This window comes from Micromonospora sp. PRAS1, assembly GCF_059553435.1.
Genome location: NZ_JCANNB010000005.1, coordinates 188,828 through 207,032, shown reverse-complemented (window position 1 = coordinate 207,032; position 18,205 = coordinate 188,828). Strand labels below are relative to the sequence as shown.

The 18,205-nt window shown below is 72.0% G+C and carries 18 protein-coding genes; 9 read left to right on the top strand and 9 right to left on the bottom strand.

Translation table 11 applies throughout. From position 1 onward, the window contains the following. Nucleotides 1–47 precede the first annotated feature (47 nt). The 3 genes from AC507J_RS07545 to AC507J_RS07535 all read right to left on the bottom strand — a co-directional run bounded on the left by AC507J_RS07545 (nt 48) and on the right by AC507J_RS07535 (nt 2,860). On the bottom strand, nt 48–452 hold the full coding sequence (locus AC507J_RS07545; protein ID WP_496288338.1) for an Asp23/Gls24 family envelope stress response protein: 405 nt from the start codon (nt 450–452) through the stop codon (nt 48–50). A 94-nt stretch (nt 453–546) separates the two neighbouring features. Further along, nucleotides 547–1,476: a methylmalonyl Co-A mutase-associated GTPase MeaB gene (gene meaB, locus AC507J_RS07540; RefSeq protein ID WP_496288375.1), complete on the bottom strand. Its 930-nt coding sequence runs from the start codon at nt 1,474–1,476 to the stop codon at nt 547–549. Nucleotides 1,477–1,660: 184 nt separating this feature from the next. Next, nucleotides 1,661–2,860 carry an acetyl-CoA C-acetyltransferase gene (locus AC507J_RS07535; protein WP_496288337.1) on the bottom strand — a complete coding sequence of 400 codons (1,200 nt, stop codon included), beginning with the start codon at nt 2,858–2,860 and terminating at the stop codon, nt 1,661–1,663. 61 nt (nt 2,861–2,921) lie between these two features. Between AC507J_RS07535 and mce the strand changes: the two genes are divergently transcribed. The 3 genes from mce (at nt 2,922) to AC507J_RS07520 (ending at nt 7,504) form a co-directional block, all read left to right on the top strand. Further along, nucleotides 2,922–3,383 (top strand): methylmalonyl-CoA epimerase, encoded by a 462-nt coding sequence (mce, locus tag AC507J_RS07530; protein WP_496288336.1) that lies wholly within the window; start codon nt 2,922–2,924, stop codon nt 3,381–3,383. Between the two features lie 442 nt (nt 3,384–3,825). Next, entirely contained in the window at nt 3,826–5,091 is a 1,266-nt protein-coding gene (locus tag AC507J_RS07525; protein ID WP_496288335.1) for a DivIVA domain-containing protein, read from the top strand. Nucleotides 5,092–5,302: 211 nt separating this feature from the next. Beyond that, nucleotides 5,303–7,504 carry a hypothetical protein gene (locus AC507J_RS07520; RefSeq protein ID WP_496288334.1) on the top strand — a complete coding sequence of 734 codons (2,202 nt, stop codon included), beginning with the start codon at nt 5,303–5,305 and terminating at the stop codon, nt 7,502–7,504. Between the two features lie 108 nt (nt 7,505–7,612). Here the strand turns inward: AC507J_RS07520 and AC507J_RS07515 are convergent, their stop codons facing one another. Beyond that, a complete protein-coding gene (locus tag AC507J_RS07515) occupies nt 7,613–7,954 on the bottom strand; it encodes a hypothetical protein (RefSeq protein WP_496288333.1) in 342 nt (113 codons plus the stop codon). Nucleotides 7,955–8,240: 286 nt separating this feature from the next. Here AC507J_RS07515 and AC507J_RS07510 point away from each other — a divergent pair, with 286 nt between their 5' ends. From AC507J_RS07510 to AC507J_RS07500, 3 genes are all read left to right on the top strand, one after another. Next, entirely contained in the window at nt 8,241–9,041 is an 801-nt protein-coding gene (locus AC507J_RS07510) for a helix-turn-helix domain-containing protein (protein ID WP_496288332.1), read from the top strand. Next, nucleotides 9,032–9,214 (top strand): DUF397 domain-containing protein, encoded by a 183-nt coding sequence (locus tag AC507J_RS07505; RefSeq protein ID WP_496288331.1) that lies wholly within the window; start codon nt 9,032–9,034, stop codon nt 9,212–9,214. Before AC507J_RS07510 ends, AC507J_RS07505 begins: the two co-directional genes overlap by 10 nt. A gap of 192 nt (nt 9,215–9,406) precedes the next feature. Then, nucleotides 9,407–10,540 carry an AI-2E family transporter gene (locus AC507J_RS07500; RefSeq protein WP_496288330.1) on the top strand — a complete coding sequence of 378 codons (1,134 nt, stop codon included), beginning with the start codon at nt 9,407–9,409 and terminating at the stop codon, nt 10,538–10,540. 5 nt (nt 10,541–10,545) lie between these two features. Here the strand turns inward: AC507J_RS07500 and AC507J_RS07495 are convergent, their stop codons facing one another. The 4 genes from AC507J_RS07495 to AC507J_RS07480 form a co-directional block, all read right to left on the bottom strand. Beyond that, nucleotides 10,546–11,355, bottom strand: a complete 810-nt coding sequence (locus AC507J_RS07495) for an alpha/beta hydrolase (RefSeq protein ID WP_496288329.1) — start codon at nt 11,353–11,355, stop codon at nt 10,546–10,548. 72 nt (nt 11,356–11,427) lie between these two features. Beyond that, nucleotides 11,428–11,754: an Rv1322 family protein gene (locus tag AC507J_RS07490; RefSeq protein ID WP_496288328.1), complete on the bottom strand. Its 327-nt coding sequence runs from the start codon at nt 11,752–11,754 to the stop codon at nt 11,428–11,430. A gap of 63 nt (nt 11,755–11,817) precedes the next feature. Continuing rightward, on the bottom strand, nt 11,818–13,464 hold the full coding sequence (locus AC507J_RS07485; protein ID WP_496288327.1) for a 3-hydroxyacyl-CoA dehydrogenase family protein: 1,647 nt from the start codon (nt 13,462–13,464) through the stop codon (nt 11,818–11,820). A gap of 116 nt (nt 13,465–13,580) precedes the next feature. Then, nucleotides 13,581–14,063, bottom strand: coding sequence for an FHA domain-containing protein (locus AC507J_RS07480; protein WP_496288326.1), 483 nt, complete (start codon nt 14,061–14,063; stop codon nt 13,581–13,583). 207 nt (nt 14,064–14,270) lie between these two features. On the opposite strand from AC507J_RS07480, the gene AC507J_RS07475 reads away from it, so the two are divergent. Further along, a complete protein-coding gene (locus AC507J_RS07475; RefSeq protein WP_496288325.1) occupies nt 14,271–15,767 on the top strand; it encodes an aldehyde dehydrogenase family protein in 1,497 nt (498 codons plus the stop codon). Between the two features lie 39 nt (nt 15,768–15,806). On the opposite strand, the gene nucS is transcribed toward AC507J_RS07475, so the two are convergent. Beyond that, a complete protein-coding gene (nucS, locus tag AC507J_RS07470; RefSeq protein WP_496288324.1) occupies nt 15,807–16,466 on the bottom strand; it encodes an endonuclease NucS in 660 nt (219 codons plus the stop codon). A 71-nt stretch (nt 16,467–16,537) separates the two neighbouring features. On the opposite strand from nucS, the gene AC507J_RS07465 reads away from it, so the two are divergent. Both AC507J_RS07465 and AC507J_RS07460 read left to right on the top strand, forming a co-directional pair. Further along, nucleotides 16,538–17,158, top strand: coding sequence for a DUF4126 domain-containing protein (locus AC507J_RS07465; protein WP_496288374.1), 621 nt, complete (start codon nt 16,538–16,540; stop codon nt 17,156–17,158). Nucleotides 17,159–17,253: 95 nt separating this feature from the next. Then, the gene (locus AC507J_RS07460; RefSeq protein WP_496288323.1) at nt 17,254–18,201 is read left to right on the top strand and encodes a polysaccharide deacetylase family protein; all 948 of its coding nucleotides are present in this window, start codon (nt 17,254–17,256) and stop codon (nt 18,199–18,201) included. The last annotated feature ends 4 nt before the right edge of the window (nt 18,202–18,205 follow it).

Below are 18,205 nucleotides of genomic sequence, written 5' to 3'. Positions count from 1 at the left end.
CGATCGCTAAGGAAACTCGTACCGGGCGGTAACCGAGCCGCCCCGACTCAGGCGGCCGGCCCGCCGATGGCCACGTCGTCGACCCGGATGTTGATCTCGTCGACCCGCAGCCCGTACGCCTCGACCGCCTGGGTCACCCCGGCCCGCACCGCCGTGGTCACCTCCGGCACCGGATGCCCGGCGTCGATCACGATGACCAGGTTGATCACCGCGCCGCCGTTGGTGACGTGGGCAGAGCAGCCCCGCCGGGCATCGCCCACCTGGTCCAACCCGACCCGGTCGAGCACCGCGTTGAAGAACCGGGCGATGTCGCCACCCAGCTCGACCACGCCGGGCACGGCCTTCGCCGCGGCCACCGCGATCTTCTCCACCACCTCGTCCGAGATGTGCGTACGCCCGCCCGCCACCGCGTCCGGCGTCATCGCCAACTCCTGCGTCATCTCGTGGTCCATGCTCTCTCCACCGCCCGTCACCCCACCCGCGCGGCTGCGCCGGCGGTGCGAGCGTAACCGCCAGCGCCCGTCCGCAGTGGACGCGCGGCCCGGCTCAGAGCGAGGCGAGCAGCGCGTCGGCTGCGGTGTACGGGTCGGTGGCGCCGGTGGCCACCTCGGCGGCGAGCGCGGACAGCTGCGTACCGTCGCGCAGCGAGCCGATCCGGGCCCGCAGCGCACCGAGCGCGATCGCCTCGATCTCGGCGGCGGCCCGCGTCTCCCGGCGGCGGCGCAGCTCGTCGTGCTCCACCAGCCAGCCACGGTGCTTGTCGATCGCGGCGGCGACGTCGTCGATCCCCTCACCCCGGGCGGCCACCGCCCGCACCACCTGCGGACGCCACTCGCCCGGCCCGCGCTCGCCGAGGGCGATCATGCCCTGGATGTCCCGGACGGTGGCGTCGGCACCGTCCCGGTCGGCCTTGTTGACCACGAAGATGTCGGCGATCTCCAGGATGCCGGCCTTCACCGCCTGGATCGCGTCGCCCATGCCGGGCGCGAGCAGCACCAGCGTGGTGTCGGCAAGCGAGGCCACCTCGACCTCGGCCTGCCCGACACCGACGGTCTCCACGAGCACCACGTCGCAGCCGGCGCCCTCCAGCACCCGGACCGCCTGCGGAGTGGCCGCCGACAACCCGCCGAGATGGCCCCGGCTGGACATCGAACGGATGTAGACGCCCGGGTCGGTGGCGTGGTCCTGCATCCGCACCCGGTCACCGAGGATCGCCCCGCCGGTGAACGGGCTGGACGGGTCGATGGCCAGCACGCCGACCCGGTGCCCCCGCGCCCGCAGGGCGCGCACCAGCTCGTTCGTGGTGGTCGACTTGCCCACGCCGGGCGAGCCGGTCAGGCCGACCACCTGGGCCTGACCGGTGTGCGGGGCGAGCGCCGCGGCGATCGCCGGCAACGTCTCGTCGCCGGACTCGACCAGGGTGATCAGCCGGGCCACCGCGCGGGCGTCACCCTCGCGGGCCCGCTCGACAAGCATCGGAACGTCCCGGCTGCGGCGCACCGAGCCGGTGGCCGCAGCCGGCACGCCGCCGTCGGACCGGCTCACCGAGCCACCTTCGTTCGCGACTGCGGGGCTCGCAAAACCGGCTCACTCCTCGCGCTCACCCGAGCCACCTTCGTTCGCGACTGCGGGGCTCGCAAAACCGGCTCACTCCTCGCGCTCACTGACCACCCTCGGCGGGGGCGGGCACGTGGATGATCAGCGCGTCGCCCTGACCACCGCCACCGCAGAGCGCCGCCGCCCCGGTGCCGCCGCCGCGCCGCTTGAGTTCCATCGCGAGGGTGAGCACCAGCCGGGCACCGGACATGCCGATCGGGTGCCCCAGCGCGATCGCGCCGCCGTTGACGTTGACCTTGTCCGGGCTGACCCCGAGGTCACGGGTGGACTGGATGCCGACCTGGGCGAACGCCTCGTTGATCTCGATCAGGTCGAGGTCGGCGACGCTCAGCCCGCCCTTGCGCAGCGCGTGCTGGATGGCGTTGGACGGCTGCGAGTGCAGGGAATTGTCCGGCCCCGCGACGTTGCCGTGCGCGCCCACCTCGGCCAGCCAGGCCAGACCGAGTTCCTTGGCCTTGGCCTTGCTCATCACGACCACCGCCGCGGCGCCGTCGGAGATCGGCGACGAGCTGCCGGCGGTGATGGTGCCGTCGGCGGTGAAGGCCGGGCGGAGCTTGGCCAGGGAATCGGCTGTGGTGTCCGGCCGGATCCCCTCGTCCTCGCTGATCACCAGCGGGTCACCCTTGCGCTGCGGGATGACCACCGGGGTGATCTCGTCGGCGAAGTGACCGTTCTTCTGCGCGGCGGCGGCCCGCTGGTGGCTGGCGGCGGCGAACTCGTCCTGCTCCCGCCGGGTGATGCCGCGGGTGCTGCCGTGCCGCTCGGTGGACTCGCCCATCGAACAGCAGTCCCAGGCGTCGCTCAGGCCGTCGAGCGCCATGTGATCCTTGAGGGTCACGTCGCCGTACTTGTAGCCGCCGCGCTGGCCGAGCAGCAGGTGCGGGGCGTTGGTCATCGACTCCATGCCGCCGGCCACCACGATGTCGAACTCGCCGGCCCGGATGAGCTGGTCGGCCAGGGCGATCGCGTCCAGGCCGGAGAGGCAGACCTTGTTGATCGTCAGGGCCGGTACGGACATCGGGATGCCCGCCGCCACTGCCGCCTGGCGGGCCGGGATCTGCCCGGCGCCGGCCTGGAGCACCTGCCCCATGATCACGTACTGCACCTGGTCCGGGGTGATCCCGGCCCGCTCCAGCGCCGCGGAGATGGCGATCCCGCCCAGCTTGGTCGCCGGGAGGTCCTTGAGGTTACCCAGCAGGCGCCCCATCGGGGTCCGCGCGCCGCTGACGATCACCGAAGCCATACCTGCCTCCGAGGGGGTGCCGACCTGTACGCCTTAACGAATGTTCGGCCAGACTAACGCCATGCCTGAGAACTCCCCCGTCGAGCCCGCTGCCGACTATGTCACAGACATCGGTCTGCTCCGCATCGACCATGTCGGGATCGCGGTCGCGGACCTGGACGCCGCGATCGACTTCTATCAGCGGACGTTCGGCATGCGCTGCGTGCACACCGAGACCAACACCGAGCAGGGCGTACGCGAGGCGATGCTGGCCGTCGGGCCGACCACCGAGGGCGGCTGCGTACAGCTGCTCGCCCCGCTGACCCCCGAGTCGACCATCGCGAAGTTCCTCGACCGCAACGGTCCGGGTGTGCAGCAGGTGGCCTACACCGTGGCGGATCTCGATGCCGCCTGCACCGCGCTGCGGGCACGCGGTCTCCGCCTGCTCTACGAGACACCGAGGCGGGGCACGGCCGGCTCCCGGATCAACTTCGTCCACCCCAAGGACGCCGGCGGCGTCCTCATCGAACTCGTCCAGGTGTAAGGAGGGGGCCCTTCCTATCGCCTGGTGCATAGGAAGGGCCCCCTATTAACAAGACGCTGCTCGCTGCGCGGCGCTCACCGCGCGCCGCGCAGTCGATGATCCGCCGGGTACCCCGGCTCCGGTCGAGGACCCGGCCGGTGCCGCGACCGGATCGGCCGGGTCGGGCGACGTCGACCTGACGGACGAGTCACCGATGGCCATTCGGCGAACCGCGATTGGCTTTCACCCACTCGACCGGACGCCCATTCGTGGGATGGGAACAATGGGTCCAGCGGGCGCGCCGCACTGTCCTATTCCACGTCACGCTCCGTGCCGCCCGACTCCCCCGGGAGCTGGCAAGATCGCCCCTTGAGACGCCCCCGCGACGGCTCGTCGAGTTGACCATGTAATGAGGACGGCCCGCTCTTGCGAAGCACCCCGGGGCGTCTGCCAGTATGTCCCAATGCCCCAGCAACCGTCCTCCCCTCTCGCGTTCTTCGATAACGCGAACTCGCAGCCCGATTTCACGGTTGGCCTGCGCGGATACAACACCGGTCAGGTCGACGACTTCATCGGCCGGCTCAACGCCGCGCTGAGCCAGGCCAACAAGGACCGCGCCGACGCCGAGCAGGCGCTCAACGACGCGCAGCGCCGGCTCCGGCAGTCCGAGCAGCGGCTCACCGCCCTGGAGCAGAAGCTCACCGACACCAGCAAGCAGCTGGAGGAGAACAGCCGGCCCACGCTGTCCGGCCTCGGCACCCGGGTGGAGCAGATCCTCCGGCTCGCCGAGGAGCAGGCCAACGACCACCGCAACGAGGCCAAGCGCGAGTCGGAGGGCATCCTCTCCGCCGCCCGCCTGGAGGCGCGGGAGATCACCGACAAGGCACGCGCCGAGGCCGCGGCGATGAAGGCCACCGCCGAGCGGGAGGCGGGCAACGTCCGCACCGCCGCCGAGCGGGAGGCCGCCGAGGTTCGGGTCCAGGCCCGCCGTGAGGCCGACACCCTGCGCGCCGACGCGGAGCGGGAGACCAAGCAGCTGCGCACGGTGACCGCCCACGAGGTCGCCGAGCTGAAGTCCACGGTCGAGCGGGAGGTGGCCACCCTGCGGGCCACCGCCGAGCGGGAGATCACTCAGCAGCGGGCCAAGGCCGCCCGCGAGGCCGAGGAGAAGCGCGCGGAGGCGACCAAGCTGCTCACCGACGCCCGGGACAAGCGCGACAAGGACCTCCAGGCCCTGGAGCTTCAGCTCGCCGAGCGGCGGGAGAAGGCCGAGCGCGAGGAGTCGGAGCGGCACGCCGCCCAGGTGGCACAGACTCAGAAGCTGGTCAACGAGGCCGAGCAGCGGGCCCGGGCCGCGCAGGAGCGGGCCAAGGAGATCGAGCAGCGCGCCGAGGCCCGCCGGGTCGAGTCGGAGCGCACCGCCACCGAGACCGTCGAGAAGGCCAAGGCGCTGTCGGAGCGGACGTTGAACGAGGCCCGGGCCGAGTCCCAGCGCCTGCTCAACGAGGCCCGCACCGAGGCCGAGCTGACCACCCAGGCGGCCCGCCGCGAGGTCGAGGACCTCACCCGCCAGAAGGACGCCGTCACCTCCCAGCTCGGGCAGATGCTCTCCGGCCTGGCCGGCATCGTGCCGGGCGTGCCCAACTCGAACGCCGCCGCACCGGAGAAGGCGCCGGCCAAGAAGGCGGACGACGCCGACGAGAAGGTGACCGCGGAGACCTCCAGCTGAGCAGGACCACCGGGGCATGATCCACGGCGCGGGGTGACATCGGTCGACCGGTGACACCCCGCGCCGCCCTGCGTTGCGGCCGGCCCGCCCACCCGGTGATCGACCGCCGCCGAACTACCTCCCGACCACCTGTCCCGATGCGTGAAACAGCTCCCCAATCCTGGGCGTCCGTATCGCCCCAGCAGGGTCGGATGCGTGTGAGGATGGGTGTATGTCGCACGGCGAGGAACTGTTCGCCCTCGGCGGGGACGTGACCACGGAGCCCAGCTTCGAGTCCGCCCTGCGGGGGTACGAGAAACGGCAGGTGGACCGGTACGTCGCTCGGGCGGAGCACGAGATCGCGGCGCTCGCGGCCGAGCGGGAGCAGGCGTACACCCAGATCCACAAGCTGGCCGGCCAGGTCGAGGTGCTGCAACGTGACCTGGCCCAGGTGCGCAAGCAGGTCGGGGTGGTGGACCGGGCCGCGTTCCGGCACCTCGGCCCGCGGGTCGAACAGATCCTCGGGCTGGCCGAGGAGCAGGCCGAGGACATTCTCGCCGCCGCCAACGAGGAGATCGAGGCCCGCCGGGCCGCCGCCGAGCACATCATCGAGGAGGCCCGGGCCGAGGCCGCGAAGGCGCTCAAGGACTTCGAGATCGCCCTGGCCGCCCGACGCTCCGAGGAGGAGCGGCAGGCCGCGGCGCGGCGGGCGGAGTCGGAGGCCGCCGCCAGATCGGCCAAGGAGGAGGCCGCCCGGCTGCGCAAGGCCGCCCAGGAGGCACTGGCCCGGGCCGAGCAGGAAGCCACGCAGCTCCGGGACGCCGCCAAGGAGATCCACGCCCGCGCCCAGCAGGAGTCGACCAAGCTGCGCGAGGCGGCGCGTACCGCGCTGGCCACCGCCCAGCAGGAGGCGACCCAGCTGCGCGAGGCCGCCAAGGAGGTGCACGCCGGCGCCCAGCAGGAGGCGAAGCGACTGGTCGACCAGGCCACCGAGGCTGGCCGGGCCACCCACGCCAAGGCGCGCCAGGAGGCCAAGCAGATCATCGACGACGCCGCCGAGGCCGGGCGGGCCACCCGCGACAAGGCCCGCCAGGAGGCGGAGCGGCTGACCCTTCAGGCCACCGAGGCGGCCAAGCGCACCCGCTCCGAGACCGAGGCGTACGCCCAACGCATGCGCGGCGAGACCGAGGCGTACGTGCAGCACGCGCGGTCCCAGGCACAGCAGGAGCTGGGTGCCTGGCGGGCCGGGGTGGAGAAGGAGGTGAACGCCCGACGCGAGGCGGCGGACCGCGAGTTGACTGAGCGTAGGGCGACCGCCGAACGCGAGTTCACCAGCCGCCGTGACGAGCTGGAGAAGCAGTACAAGAACCGGAACGCCGAGCTGGACCAGCGGATCAGCGCCCGCACGGCGGAACTCGACGAGCAGATCCGCACCCGCACCGCGGAGTTCGACGAGCAGATCCGCACCCGCACCGCCGAGCTGGAGTCCGGGTTCGAGACCCGCCGAGCGGAGCTGGAGGCGGAGTACACCGCCCGGAAGAACGAGATCGAGCAGGGTGCCGACCAGGTCCGTCAGGCCGCCGAGCGGGATGCCGTCGCGCTGCGCGAAGAGGCGGACGAGTACGCCGCCGCCACCCGCCGGGAGGCCGACGAGTACGTCACCAGCACCCGACGCGAGGCGGAGGAGTACGCCGCCAGCACCCGACGCGAGGCCGACGAGTACGTGGCCTCCTCCCGCCGCCAGTTCGAGGAGTACGCGGCCACCACCCAGCAGCACCTGGCCACCACCCAGCAGCACCTGGCCGCGACCCAGCAGGAGGCGGCGGCCAGCCGCCAGCAGCTCGCCCAGGTGATGCTGGAGATCGCCAATGCCCAGCAGCAGCTCGCCGACCTGCGCCAGGAAACCTGGAAGTCCCGCCAGGAGTCCGACGAGTTGCAGCGCAAGCTGCTCGAACTACGCCTGGAAGCCGCCACGACGCCGGACGGCCCGACCTCGCCCGCTCCCGCCGGCCCGGGTACGTCGGTGTCCGCCGGCTCGACCGCGCTGGCCGCTGCCGCCGCCACCTCCGATGACGCGTCGGCCGACGACGGACGGCCGGGCACCGACGGGCCGGTCGCCGTCCCCGCCGGCACCTCCGCCAACGGTGCGAAGCCTGGCACGGACGTCCTCCCGGCGACCAAGCCGGTCGGGGAGCCGGTCACCACCGTCGCGGACGCACCGGCGACCAAACCGGCCGCCGAGCCGACCACCGTCGACGGCAGCGCCGCGAGCGCCGGGGTGGACGGCGAGCCGACGGTCGCGGCCGTGCCGGGTGAGGGCGGCCGGGGTGCCACCCCGACGAAGATCACCAGCACCGGCGAGAACGGCAAGCGGCCGAGCAAGCCGACCACCGACGAACGTAGCGCCAAGCCGAGCAAGGTCAGTTCGGATTGAGACTGGCGGCAGGACGCACCGTCGGCCGGGCCCGATGCTCGGTTGACGGTGGCAGGCCAGCTTGTTGGCGGCCCGTTGCAGCAGCGGGCTGAGCAGGGCTGTAGCGGCTCACGACGGTTCGGGATCGGCGGCGACCGTACGACGGGAGGCTCCCCAGGCGACGAAGCGGTCGAAGAGCGCTTGCGGCTCCGGACCGTCGTGCGGGTTGACGTGGTAGAGGTCGCGCATCGCCTCGTACATCAGGCCGGCGAGGTAGATGGTCAAACCGACCGCGTTGGCGTCGTACTCCAGCCGGAGCAGTAACCGTGCCTCGCCACAGGGCCAGGGCTGCCCGTCTGAGCGGCAACACCAGGTCGGCCGCAGCGGGGTATGCGGCGGGCGACGGCCGGCGGCGCGTGGACGCTCGGGGTGGGGACCACGGCCCGGGGTCGGCAGTCTGCTACCGATCATGCCGACGATCTCCCTTCGGAAACTTTGGGTACGTCTGTTGCTGCGATAGCGACAACAGACGTACCCAAAGTGGCTGGATGGGGCCGCCCCGCCCGGGGGAAGAGGGGCGGCCCCGCCTGGACCCGTCCACGCCCTTCCTGGCAGCGCACCGGCCCGGCATGGCTGACAGTTTGGTGACCGCACCGCTACTGTCGGAAGTCATCGAGGCCGGTCGTGGCACCGCTGCGCAACCGGGGTGCCGCCGGAGAATGCCGAGTGGTCCTCGGCCCGTCACTGTGGAGGCTTTGTGGAGGAGTCGACAGCCGATCTGATCCGGGCCCAGCTACGCCGGTTACGCGTCGCCGCCGGGCTCAGTCAGGAGGAGTTCGGCAAACAGGTGCACTACTCAGCATCGATGGTCTCGGCAGTCGAGACCGGCAGCCGGCCGTACGACCGGCCCTTCCTCGCCCGCGCCGACGAGGTGCTGCGTTCCGGCGGGCTGCTGATGGCCCTGCTGCGCATCGCCGAGCGGGAGGCGCAGCCCTCCTGGTTCCTGCCCTGGCTGGACGCCGAACGCCTGGCCCAACAGCTCCGGGTCTTCCAGCCCACGCTGATCCCGGCCCTGCTCCAGACCGAGGGCTACGCCCGCGCGGTGATCCGCTGCGACGACCTGCTCAGCGACGAGGAGGTGGAGAAGCGGGTGGCCGCCCGGCTGGACCGGCAGGCCATCCTCGACCAGCCGGACCCGCCCCAGCTCATCGCGGTCATCGACGAGGCGATCCTGCACCGGCGGGACGAACGCTTCTGGCCGCTGATGGTGCACCAGATCGAGCACCTGATCGCCTGTGCCGAGCGCCCGAACGTCAGCGTGCACGTCATCCCGCTCAGCGTCGGGGTGCACATTGGTCTTTCCGGGCCCTTCTCGCTGGCCCGGGGAGTGGAGGGCGGCTGGGTAGCGATCATGGAGAACCAACTGACGGCCTCGCCGACCGACGGCGAGACGGACCTGGCTACCCTGTCGGCGCGGTGGGAGACGGTACGCAACGAGGCGCTCCCCCGCCAGCAGTCGATCCAACTCCTCAAGAAGGTGGCGAAGTCATGGACCTGAACGGGGCGACCTGGCGCACGGCCACCCGCAGCGGCAACACCGACTGCGTCGAGGTGGCAGACAACCTGCCCGACGTGGTGGCGGTTCGCGACAGCAAGGACCGGCAGGGCCCCGTACTCACCTTCACGCCGCAGAGCTGGCGCCGCTTCGTCGCCCGGATCACTCGACGCTGAGCCACCGGGCGAGAACGGGGAGGCCGAATGGCGCAGGACAAGGCGGGACATTCGACCACGGGGGCGGCAGGCTCCGGTCACGAGCCCATGGCGGCCTCCGCCGCCGAGCCCGACCAGGCCCCGGCGCACCCGCCGCCGCACCCGGCCTACCCGCCGGCCCAACCAGCGCACCCGCCGGCACCCACTCGGGTCATGCCGGCGCAGCGCCCGGTCGCCGGAGATACCACAGCAAGCGGGGACACCACGGCAGGCCAGCACAGCACGGCAGGCGGGGACGCCGGCCGGTTCGGCACCCCCGGGCGTCCGCTGCGGCGCAACAGCTTCCTGGTCGGCTTCACCGGTGCGCTAGGTGTGCTGCTCGCGTACGCCGTCTATCTGGGCCTGCGCAACGCGGCCGGAATCCTGGTCCTGGTGGTGATCGCGCTGTTCCTCGCGGTGGGCCTGCACCCGGCGGTGGTCCGGCTGCGGTCCTGGGGGCTGCCGCGCGCGCTGGCCGTGGCGGTCGTCGTGCTTACCGTCCTGGCGCTGCTCTTCGCCGGCGTGCTGGCCCTGGTACCGCCGATCGTGACGCAGACCGGGCAGTTCATCGAGCAGCTACCCAGCTACCTGGAGGCGCTGCGGCGCAACGAGACCGTCAACGACCTGGTCGTACGTTTCGACCTGATGCGCCGTGCGCAGGAGGCGGCCAGTGCGGACGTGGTCGGCCGGGCGCTGGGTGGCGTGCTCGGCGGTGCCCAGTTGGTGTTCGGCACCGTGTTCCGGGTGCTGACCGTGCTGGTGCTTACCATCTACTTCCTGGTCTACTTCGATCGGATGCGCGACCTCGGCTACGCGCTGGTGCCCCGGTCCCGGCGCGAGCGGGTGCAACTGATCGGTGACGAGATCCTCGCCAAGGTCGGCGCGTACATGGTCGGGGCGCTCACCATCGCGGTGCTGGCCGGCGCGGTCGCCTTCGTCTTCGCGCTGGCGGTCGGCCTGCCGTACCCGTTCGCGCTGGCGGTGGTGGTCGCGGTGACCGACCTCATCCCGCAGATCGGCGCGACACTCGGCGCGGTGATCGTCAGCCTGGTCGGCTTCGCCACCAGCCCCTCCGTCGGCATCGCCTGCGCGGTCTTCTTCGTGGTCTATCAGCAGATCGAGAACTACCTCGTCTACCCCAAGATCATGCGAAGGTCGGTGCAGGTGAACGAGGTAGCTGCGCTGGTCGCCGCGTTGCTCGGGGTCTCCCTGCTGGGCGTGATCGGGGCGCTCATCGCCATCCCGACCGTGGCCGCCGCCCAGCTCATCCTGCGCGAGGTGGTGATCCCCCGGCAGGACGCCCGCTGAGCCGGTTACTCGGCCCGACGCTGTTGCGGGCCCGTCACCGGGACGTCCGCGAAGGCGGCCACCGTGCGGTCGGCGTACGCGCTGGCGTCGCCGGTCTCCATCGGGCCGTCCCAGGTGGTGGGGAGCGGTACCGACGCCGTCGGGTTGACCCGCCGGACCACCTCGTCGAGCACGGTCTCGGCGTCACCGACCCAGAGGTGCTTCGCGCCCGGCACCCCGACCACCTCGGCCTGCGGCACCGCGGCGAACCGCTCGCGGGCCTGCTCCGGGCGCAGGTAGTCGTCGAACTCCGGCACCAGCGCGGTAAGCGGCTTGCCGGACTCCGCCCAGTGGGTCAGGTCGGCCGGCTCGGAGTAGCGCAGCGGCGGGGAGAGCAGGATCGCCCCGGCCACCGCCGGATCGCAGCCGTACTTGAGCACCAGGTCGGTGCCGAACGACCAGCCGAGCAGCCAGATGTTCGGCAGCTCGTGGAACTCGGCGTACTCGATGGCGGCGGCCACGTCGAAGCGCTCGCCGACGGCCGAGTCGAAGGCACCCTCGCTGGTGCCGCGCACGCTGCTGGTGCCGCGCGTGTTGAACCGGAGCACCGCCACGTCGGCCAGGGCGGGCAGCCGCCAGGCCGCCTTGCGGAAGACGTGGCTGTCCATCATTCCGCCGTGGGTGGGCAGCGGATGCAGGCAGACCAGGGTGGCCGCCGGTGTCCGGTCGACCGGTCGGGCCAGCTCGCCCACCAGACGCAGCCCGTCCGCGGTGTGCAGCTCGATGTCCGCGCGGTGGCCGGGCAGGATCGAGGAGGCGCGGATCGTTCTGCTCATCCCTACAGTCTCCCGCCTGCCCAGCCGCGCCGCCCGCCGGGCCGCTGAGGTGTAAGGAAGGGCACTGCCGGGTCAGCCGTGCCGGGGTGCGCCGCGACCACGCTGGATGAGCGGGGCGCGCCGATCGCGGGCCCGCCAGCACCCGCTGTGCCAGTGCCGCCGGTCGGTGAGGTCGCCCCGCTCGTCCGCCGGCCACGCGACCACGTGCGCCACACCGGGACGGATCTCCTGGTCGCACCCGGGACAGCGGTACGTCTTGACCGACGCCCCGCCGCTGATCCCGCGTACCTGCCAGTCGCCGTCCCGCCACTGCTGCACCGCGGCGACGCCGTGCCGGGCCCGCTCGACGTCCAGGCGTTCGGCGTCCGCAGGGCGGGGACGGTTACGACGAGGGCTCACATCGCCCAGCGTACGACCGGGGCGGCGCCGACCCGGCGCGGGCTCCGACGTCCCGCCTACCGCTCAGCGGAAGCCCCGGCCGGTTCTCCGACCGAGGTGGCCGGCGGTGACCAGTTGCTCCAGCAGCGGTGCCGGAGCGAGCCCGGGTTCGCGCAGCTCCTGGTAGAGCCTCCGCTGAAGGTCCAGCGCCACGTCCAGGCCGACCAGGTCGAGCAGGGCGAACGGGCCCGTCGGATAGCCGCAGCCGAGCTTCATCGCATGGTCGATGTCGTCCACGGTCGAGTAGTTGGCCTCCAGCATCCGCACCGCGTCGTTGAGGTAGGGGAACAGCAGCGCGTTGACTATGAAACCCGCCCGGTCCCCGCAGGTCACGCCCGTCTTGCCGAGGGCGGCACAGACCGCCTGAGCGGTGGCGGTGGTCTCCGCCGAGGTGCGGATCGTCTGCACGATCTCCACCAGCGGCGTGGTCGGCGCGGGGTCGAAGAAGTGCAGGCCCAGCACGTCGGCCGGGCGCTTGGTGGCCATCGCCACCTCGATCACCGGCAGCGACGAGGTGGTGGTGGCCAGCACGACGCCGGGCTTGCAGGTCTCGTCCAGGCGGGCGAAGAGCGCCTTCTTGGCGTCCAACTCCTCGACCACCGCCTCGATCACCAGGTCGACGTCGGCCAGCGGCTCCAGCGCCGCCTCCGACCGGACCGGCACGACCTCGTAGCCGGCGTCGGTGAAGGCCTCGACGAGGCCGGCGGCCCGCACGCCGGAGCCGAGCACGCCCACCTTCGCGATCCGGCGCGCCTCGGCCGCCGCCGGGCCCGGCGTCTGCTCATCCGGTACGACCCGGGACGAACCGGGTCGCTCGTAGGTGTAGAAGCCCCGGCCGGACTTGCGACCGAGCAGCCCGGCGGTGACCATCTGCCGGAGCAGGGGCACCGGGGCGTGCCGACGGTCGCGCCCGCCGCGCCGGTACATCGTCTCCAGGATCTCGTACGCGGTGTCCAGGCCGATCAGGTCGAGCAGGGCGAGCGGCCCCATCGGCAGCCCGGCACCGAGCTTCATCGCCGCGTCGATGTCCTCGCGGCTGGCGTACCGGGCCTCGACCATGCCGATGGCGTGGTTGAGGTAGCCGAACAGCAGCGCGTTGGCGATGAACCCGGCTCGGTCCCCGATTGTCACGTCGACCTTGCCGAGGCGCCCGCAGAGCGCCTCCACGTCGGCGACCACGTCGGCCGAGGTGACCACCGTACGCACGACCTCGACCAGCTTCATCACCGGTGCCGGGTTGAAGAAGTGCAGCCCGACGACCTTTTCGGGACGGGCGGTGGCCACGGAGATCTCGGTGACGCTAAGCGACGAGGTGTTGGTGGCGAGGATGGCCTCCGGCTGGCAGATCCGGTCCAGCTCGGCGAAGAGCCGCTGCTTGATGTCGAGGCGCTCGGGCACCGCCTCGATCACCAGGTCCACCGAGCGCAGCGCGTCCAGCCCGACGGCGAAGGTGACCCGGCCCAGCAGGGCGTCCCGGTCGGCCTCGGTGAGCTTGCCCCGGGCCACCGCCCGGTCCGTGGAGCCGGTCAGGTTGGCCCGCCCGCGCTCCAGGGCCGCCTCGGAGATCTCCACCGCGACCACGTCGATGCCGTTGCGGGCGAAGACCTCTACGATCCCGGCACCCATGGTGCCCAACCCCACCACACCCACGCTGGTGAACTCACGCGCCACGCCCCGGCCTCCCCTGTCCGCTCGGCACCGGCCGGAATTGAACGGCCGCTAAGGTCATGGGCGCGAGTCTGCCACGTGGCACCGGCCTGTCGAGGCGCGGTGGGCCATGTCACCGGCTAGGAGGTGCCGACCGAAGCCGGTACGCGACCCCCGGCAGCGTCGACGCCCGGCGCGCCGACCTCCGGCCCGGACGTCGCGTCGGCCGAGGTCATGGGGAGCATCAGGGTCTGCCGTCGGCCCGTCAGGGCCGCACCGAAACTCAGCCCCACCGGATCGGTCCGCGCCACCCCCGGGTCGTGGAACCGCAGCTCGGTGCGGCCGAGCCGGATCACGTCGCCGTCGGCGAGCCAGGTCAGGCCGCTGCTCCGGTCGCCGTTCACCCAGGTGCCGTTCGTGGAACCCAGGTCCTCCAGCGACACCCCTTCGTCGGTCAGCCGGATCTCGACGTGCCGCCGACTCAGGTGCGGGTCGGGCATGACGATGTCGACCCGCGGATCCCGGCCGATCACCTGCGGCTGCCGCCCCAACCGGAACCCGGCCCCGCGCATCGGACCGCTCGCCACGGTCAGCAGCGGCGACAACTGCGAATTCTCCTCCATGGACAGTCAGCTCCCCCAACACCGTACGGTCACCCTGCGTCAGGGTGTCATCACGAGATGGCCGCCTGCACCGCCACCCGGCCACCCATGAGTGACCAGGCGGACACTTTCCGTTCGGCCCTTGTGGTGATCGGGCTCGACAGCACCGGGCCGGCCGGCGCGCCAGCTCCCCTACCGGCCGGTAGCAACCGGGTCTAGACTTCCGCCATGAAGGCTGTTCAGCTTGCCGGCAGCGTGGTGATCGAGGGCGACCACCTGGTCTCGACCAGCCCGGCGACGGGCGGCGAGGCGGGACGCGTCCCGGTCGCGGGCACGGCCGAGGTCGTCCGCGCCGTCGAGCAGGCGCGCGCCGCGAGCCAGTGGTGGGCGGGGCTCGGCTTCACCGGCCGGCGCGACCGACTCCTGCGCTGGCGACGCCTGCTCGCCCAACGGATGGAGCAACTCGCGGAGCTGGTGCACGCCGAGGGCGGCAAGCCGATTCCCGACGCGCTTGTCGAGATCGTCACCTCCGTGGAGCACGTCGACTGGGCGGCACGCAACGCGCGTCGGGTGCTCGGTCCCCGCCAGGTCCGTTCCCGGCTGGTCCTGGCCGAGTTCTCGGCTCACCTGGAGTACCAGCCGTACGGGGTGGTCGGCGTCATCGGCCCATGGAACTACCCCGTCTTCACCCCCATCGGCTCCGCCGCGTACGCGCTGGCCGCCGGCAACACGGTGGTCTTCAAGCCCAGCGAGTACACCCCGGTCGTCGGGCAGTGGCTTGTCGACACCTTCGCCGAGGTGGTGCCCGAGCAACCGGTGTTCACCGCGGTGCACGGGCTCGGCGACGTCGGCGCGGCGCTGTGCCGGGCCGGTGTCGACAAGCTCGCCTTCACCGGTTCGACGGCGACCGCGAAGAAGGTGATGGCGACCTGTGCCGAGACGCTGACCCCGGTGCTCGTGGAGGCCGGCGGCAAGGACGCGATGATCGTGGACACCGACGCCGACCTGGACGCCGCCGCCGAGGCGTGCGTCTGGGGCGCGATGACCAACGCCGGCCAGACCTGCATCGGCATCGAGCGGGTCTACGCCGTCGAGCCGGTCTTCGACGCCTTCGTCGAGAAGGTCGTCGAACGCGCCGGGCGGCTCACCGTCGGTGCCCAGGACGCGGACATCGGCCCGATCACCATGCCCAGCCAACTCGACGTGATCCGCCGGCACATCTCCGACGCACTGGCCCGGGGTGGTCGGGCGGCACTCGGCGGGCCGGAGGCGGTGCAACCGCCGTACGCGCACCCCACGGTGCTGGTGGACGTGCCCGAGGACTCCGCAGCCGTCCGCGAGGAGACCTTCGGCCCCACCCTTACCGTCAACCGGGTCCGCGACGCGGACGAGGCGATCGCCCGCGCCAACGCCCTGCCGTACGGCCTGGGTGGCTCGGTCTTCGGCCGGCGTCGCGCGACGGCAATCGCGCGGCGACTGCGCTCCGGGATGGCCTCGGTCAACTCGACCCTCACCTTCGCCGGGATGTCCACCCTCCCGTTCGGCGGCGTCGGCGAGTCGGGTTTCGGCCGCATCCACGGCGAGGACGGGCTGCGCGAGTTCGCCCGCGCCAAGGCGGTCACCCGCCGTCGGGCCCGGTCGCTGCTCCCCTCGACCACCTTCGAGCGGACCCCGGCCGACGTCGCCCGCCTGGTCAAGGTGATCAAGACGCTGTACGGCAGGTGACCCGCACCGGCTCGGGCCGGGCACCTCGGCCGGCGGAGGCTAGAAGAGGGTGAGTTCGTCGCGCTCGATGCCGCGTAGCCGGTTGTAGTCCAGCACCGCGCAGCGGATGCCTCGGTCCGTGGCGAGCACCCGGGCCTGCGGTTTGATCTCCTGCGCGGCGAAGATCCCGGTCACCGGGGCGAGCAGCGGGTCGCGGTTGAGCAGTTCGAGGTAGCGGGTGAGCTGCTCCACGCCGTCGATCTCACCGCGCCGCTTCACCTCGACCGCGACGGTGCCCTGGTTGGCGTCCCGGCAGAGCAGGTCGACCGGGCCGATGGCGGTCATGTATTCGCGCCGGATGAGGGTGAAGCCCTCGCCGAGGGTCTCCGGGTTGGCCGCCAGCAGTTCCTGGAGGTGCGCCTCCACCCCGTCCTTGCGCAGCCCGGGGTCGACACCGAGGTCGTACGAGGTGTCCTGGAAGATCTCCTCCAGGGTGATCCGCAGTTCCTCGCCGGCCTTGTTGACCACCCGCCAGACGCCGGGTGCCTCCTCCAGCCGGCACGGCGGGCTCATCCAGTTCAACGGCTTGTACGCCCGGTCGTCGGCGTGGATGGAGACCGACCCGTCCGCCTTGACCATCAACAGCCGGGTGGCCGGCGGCAGGTGGGCCGAGAGCCGTCCGACATAGTCCACCGAGCACTTCGCAATCACCAACCGCACCCGACGAGGGTAGCGGAGCCGGCAGGAATCGCCACCGAGCACCGCTGGCGTGCCGGTGCGATGCTGTGATGGTGCTCGAATTGCTCACCGGTACCGGCCTCGCCGCCTCGGCGGGGCTGAACGCGTACATCCCCCTGCTGGTGACGGGTCTGCTGGCCCGCTACACCAGCATGATCGACCTTCCCGGCGGCTGGCAGTGGCTCGGCAACGAGTGGGTGCTGGGCATCCTCGCCGTGCTGCTCGCCGTCGAGGTCGTCGCGGACAAGGTGCCCGTGGTCGACCACATCAACGACGTGGTGCAGACGGTGGTCCGGCCGACCGCCGGCGGCCTGGCGTTCGGCGCGGGGTCGGCCGCCGACACGGTGACGGTGACCGACCCGGACAGCTTCTTCGGCAGCACCGGCCAGTGGCTGCCGGTGCTGGTCGGAGTGCTCATCGCGCTCGGCGTACACCTGCTCAAGTCCGCCGCCCGACCGGTGATCAACGCGACCACGGCCGGGATCGGTGCCCCGGTGGCGAGCACCGCCGAGGACGCCACAAGCGTGCTGATGTCGCTCGTCGCGATCATTCTGCCGGTGCTGGTGCTGGCGTTCCTGGTCGGCTTCGTCCTCTTCCTACCCTGGTTTCTCCGCCGTCGGGCGGATCGCCGCCGGGAGCGTCAGGCCGCCCGGGAGGCCGGCTTCCGGGTCTGACCGACGGTACGCGCGGGCCGGCTCCACCGCGCTGGTCGCGGTAACCAGCCGCTCGGCGGTCGCCACCCGCCGAGCGGAGTTGAGAAGATCTCGCGGTGCCCGGAAGAATCTCCCGCGTTCCGCTCATCGCGACCGCCGCCGCCGTGCTCAGTGCGGTGGCCCTGCTTGTCGTCGTGAATCCGCTCCGGCAGCCCGAAGGTGTCGGCACCTTCGTAGAGCCACCCACCGGGGACCGGACGGCGGTCGCCGACCAGGGGCCGGCGGGGTCCGAAGCGACGGGCACCCCGACGGCGGCCGGATCCGGGCCGACCGAGACGGCCAACCCGCAGACCGCCACCCTGCCCGGGGCGACCCCGCCGGGAACACTGCCGCCGGTGGTCGACCACGGTCCGCGTACCGGCAACAAGGTGGCGCTCACCTTCGACGCGGACATGACCGACGCCATGCGGTACCAACTGCGCAGCGGCGCCGTCCGGTCGTACGCGAACCTGAAGATCATCGACCGGTTGGAGCAGGACCAGGTGCCGGCCACCTTCTTCCTGACCGGCAAGTGGGTCGAGCAGTACCCGGAGGTGACCCGGCGGCTCGCCGCCAATCCCCGCTTCGAGTTGGCCAACCACACCTACGGGCACCTGGCCTTCACGGCGGACTGCTACGGCCTGCCCCGGATCGAGCGGCGGAAGATGACCGCCGACGTGGCCGGCACCTTCGACATCGTGGCCGAGTACGGCGGCCGGCAGACCCGCTACTTCCGCTTCCCGGGGCTCTGCCACGACAAGACAGCGCTCACCGAACTGGCCCCGCTCGGCCTCACGGTCGTCGACGGAGACGTGGTGAGCGGTGATCCCTTCGCGACCGCCTGGCGGCCGATCGTGCGGGCCGTCCTGGACGGGGTACGGCCCGGCTCGGTGATCGTGCTGCACGTGACGGAGGCCAACGCGCCGATGACCGACGAGGCGCTGCCCCACATCCTGGCCGGACTCGCCGAACGCGGCCTCGAGCCGGCTCCGCTCTCCGAGGTCCTCGGCGCCCCGGCCGGGTAGGTCC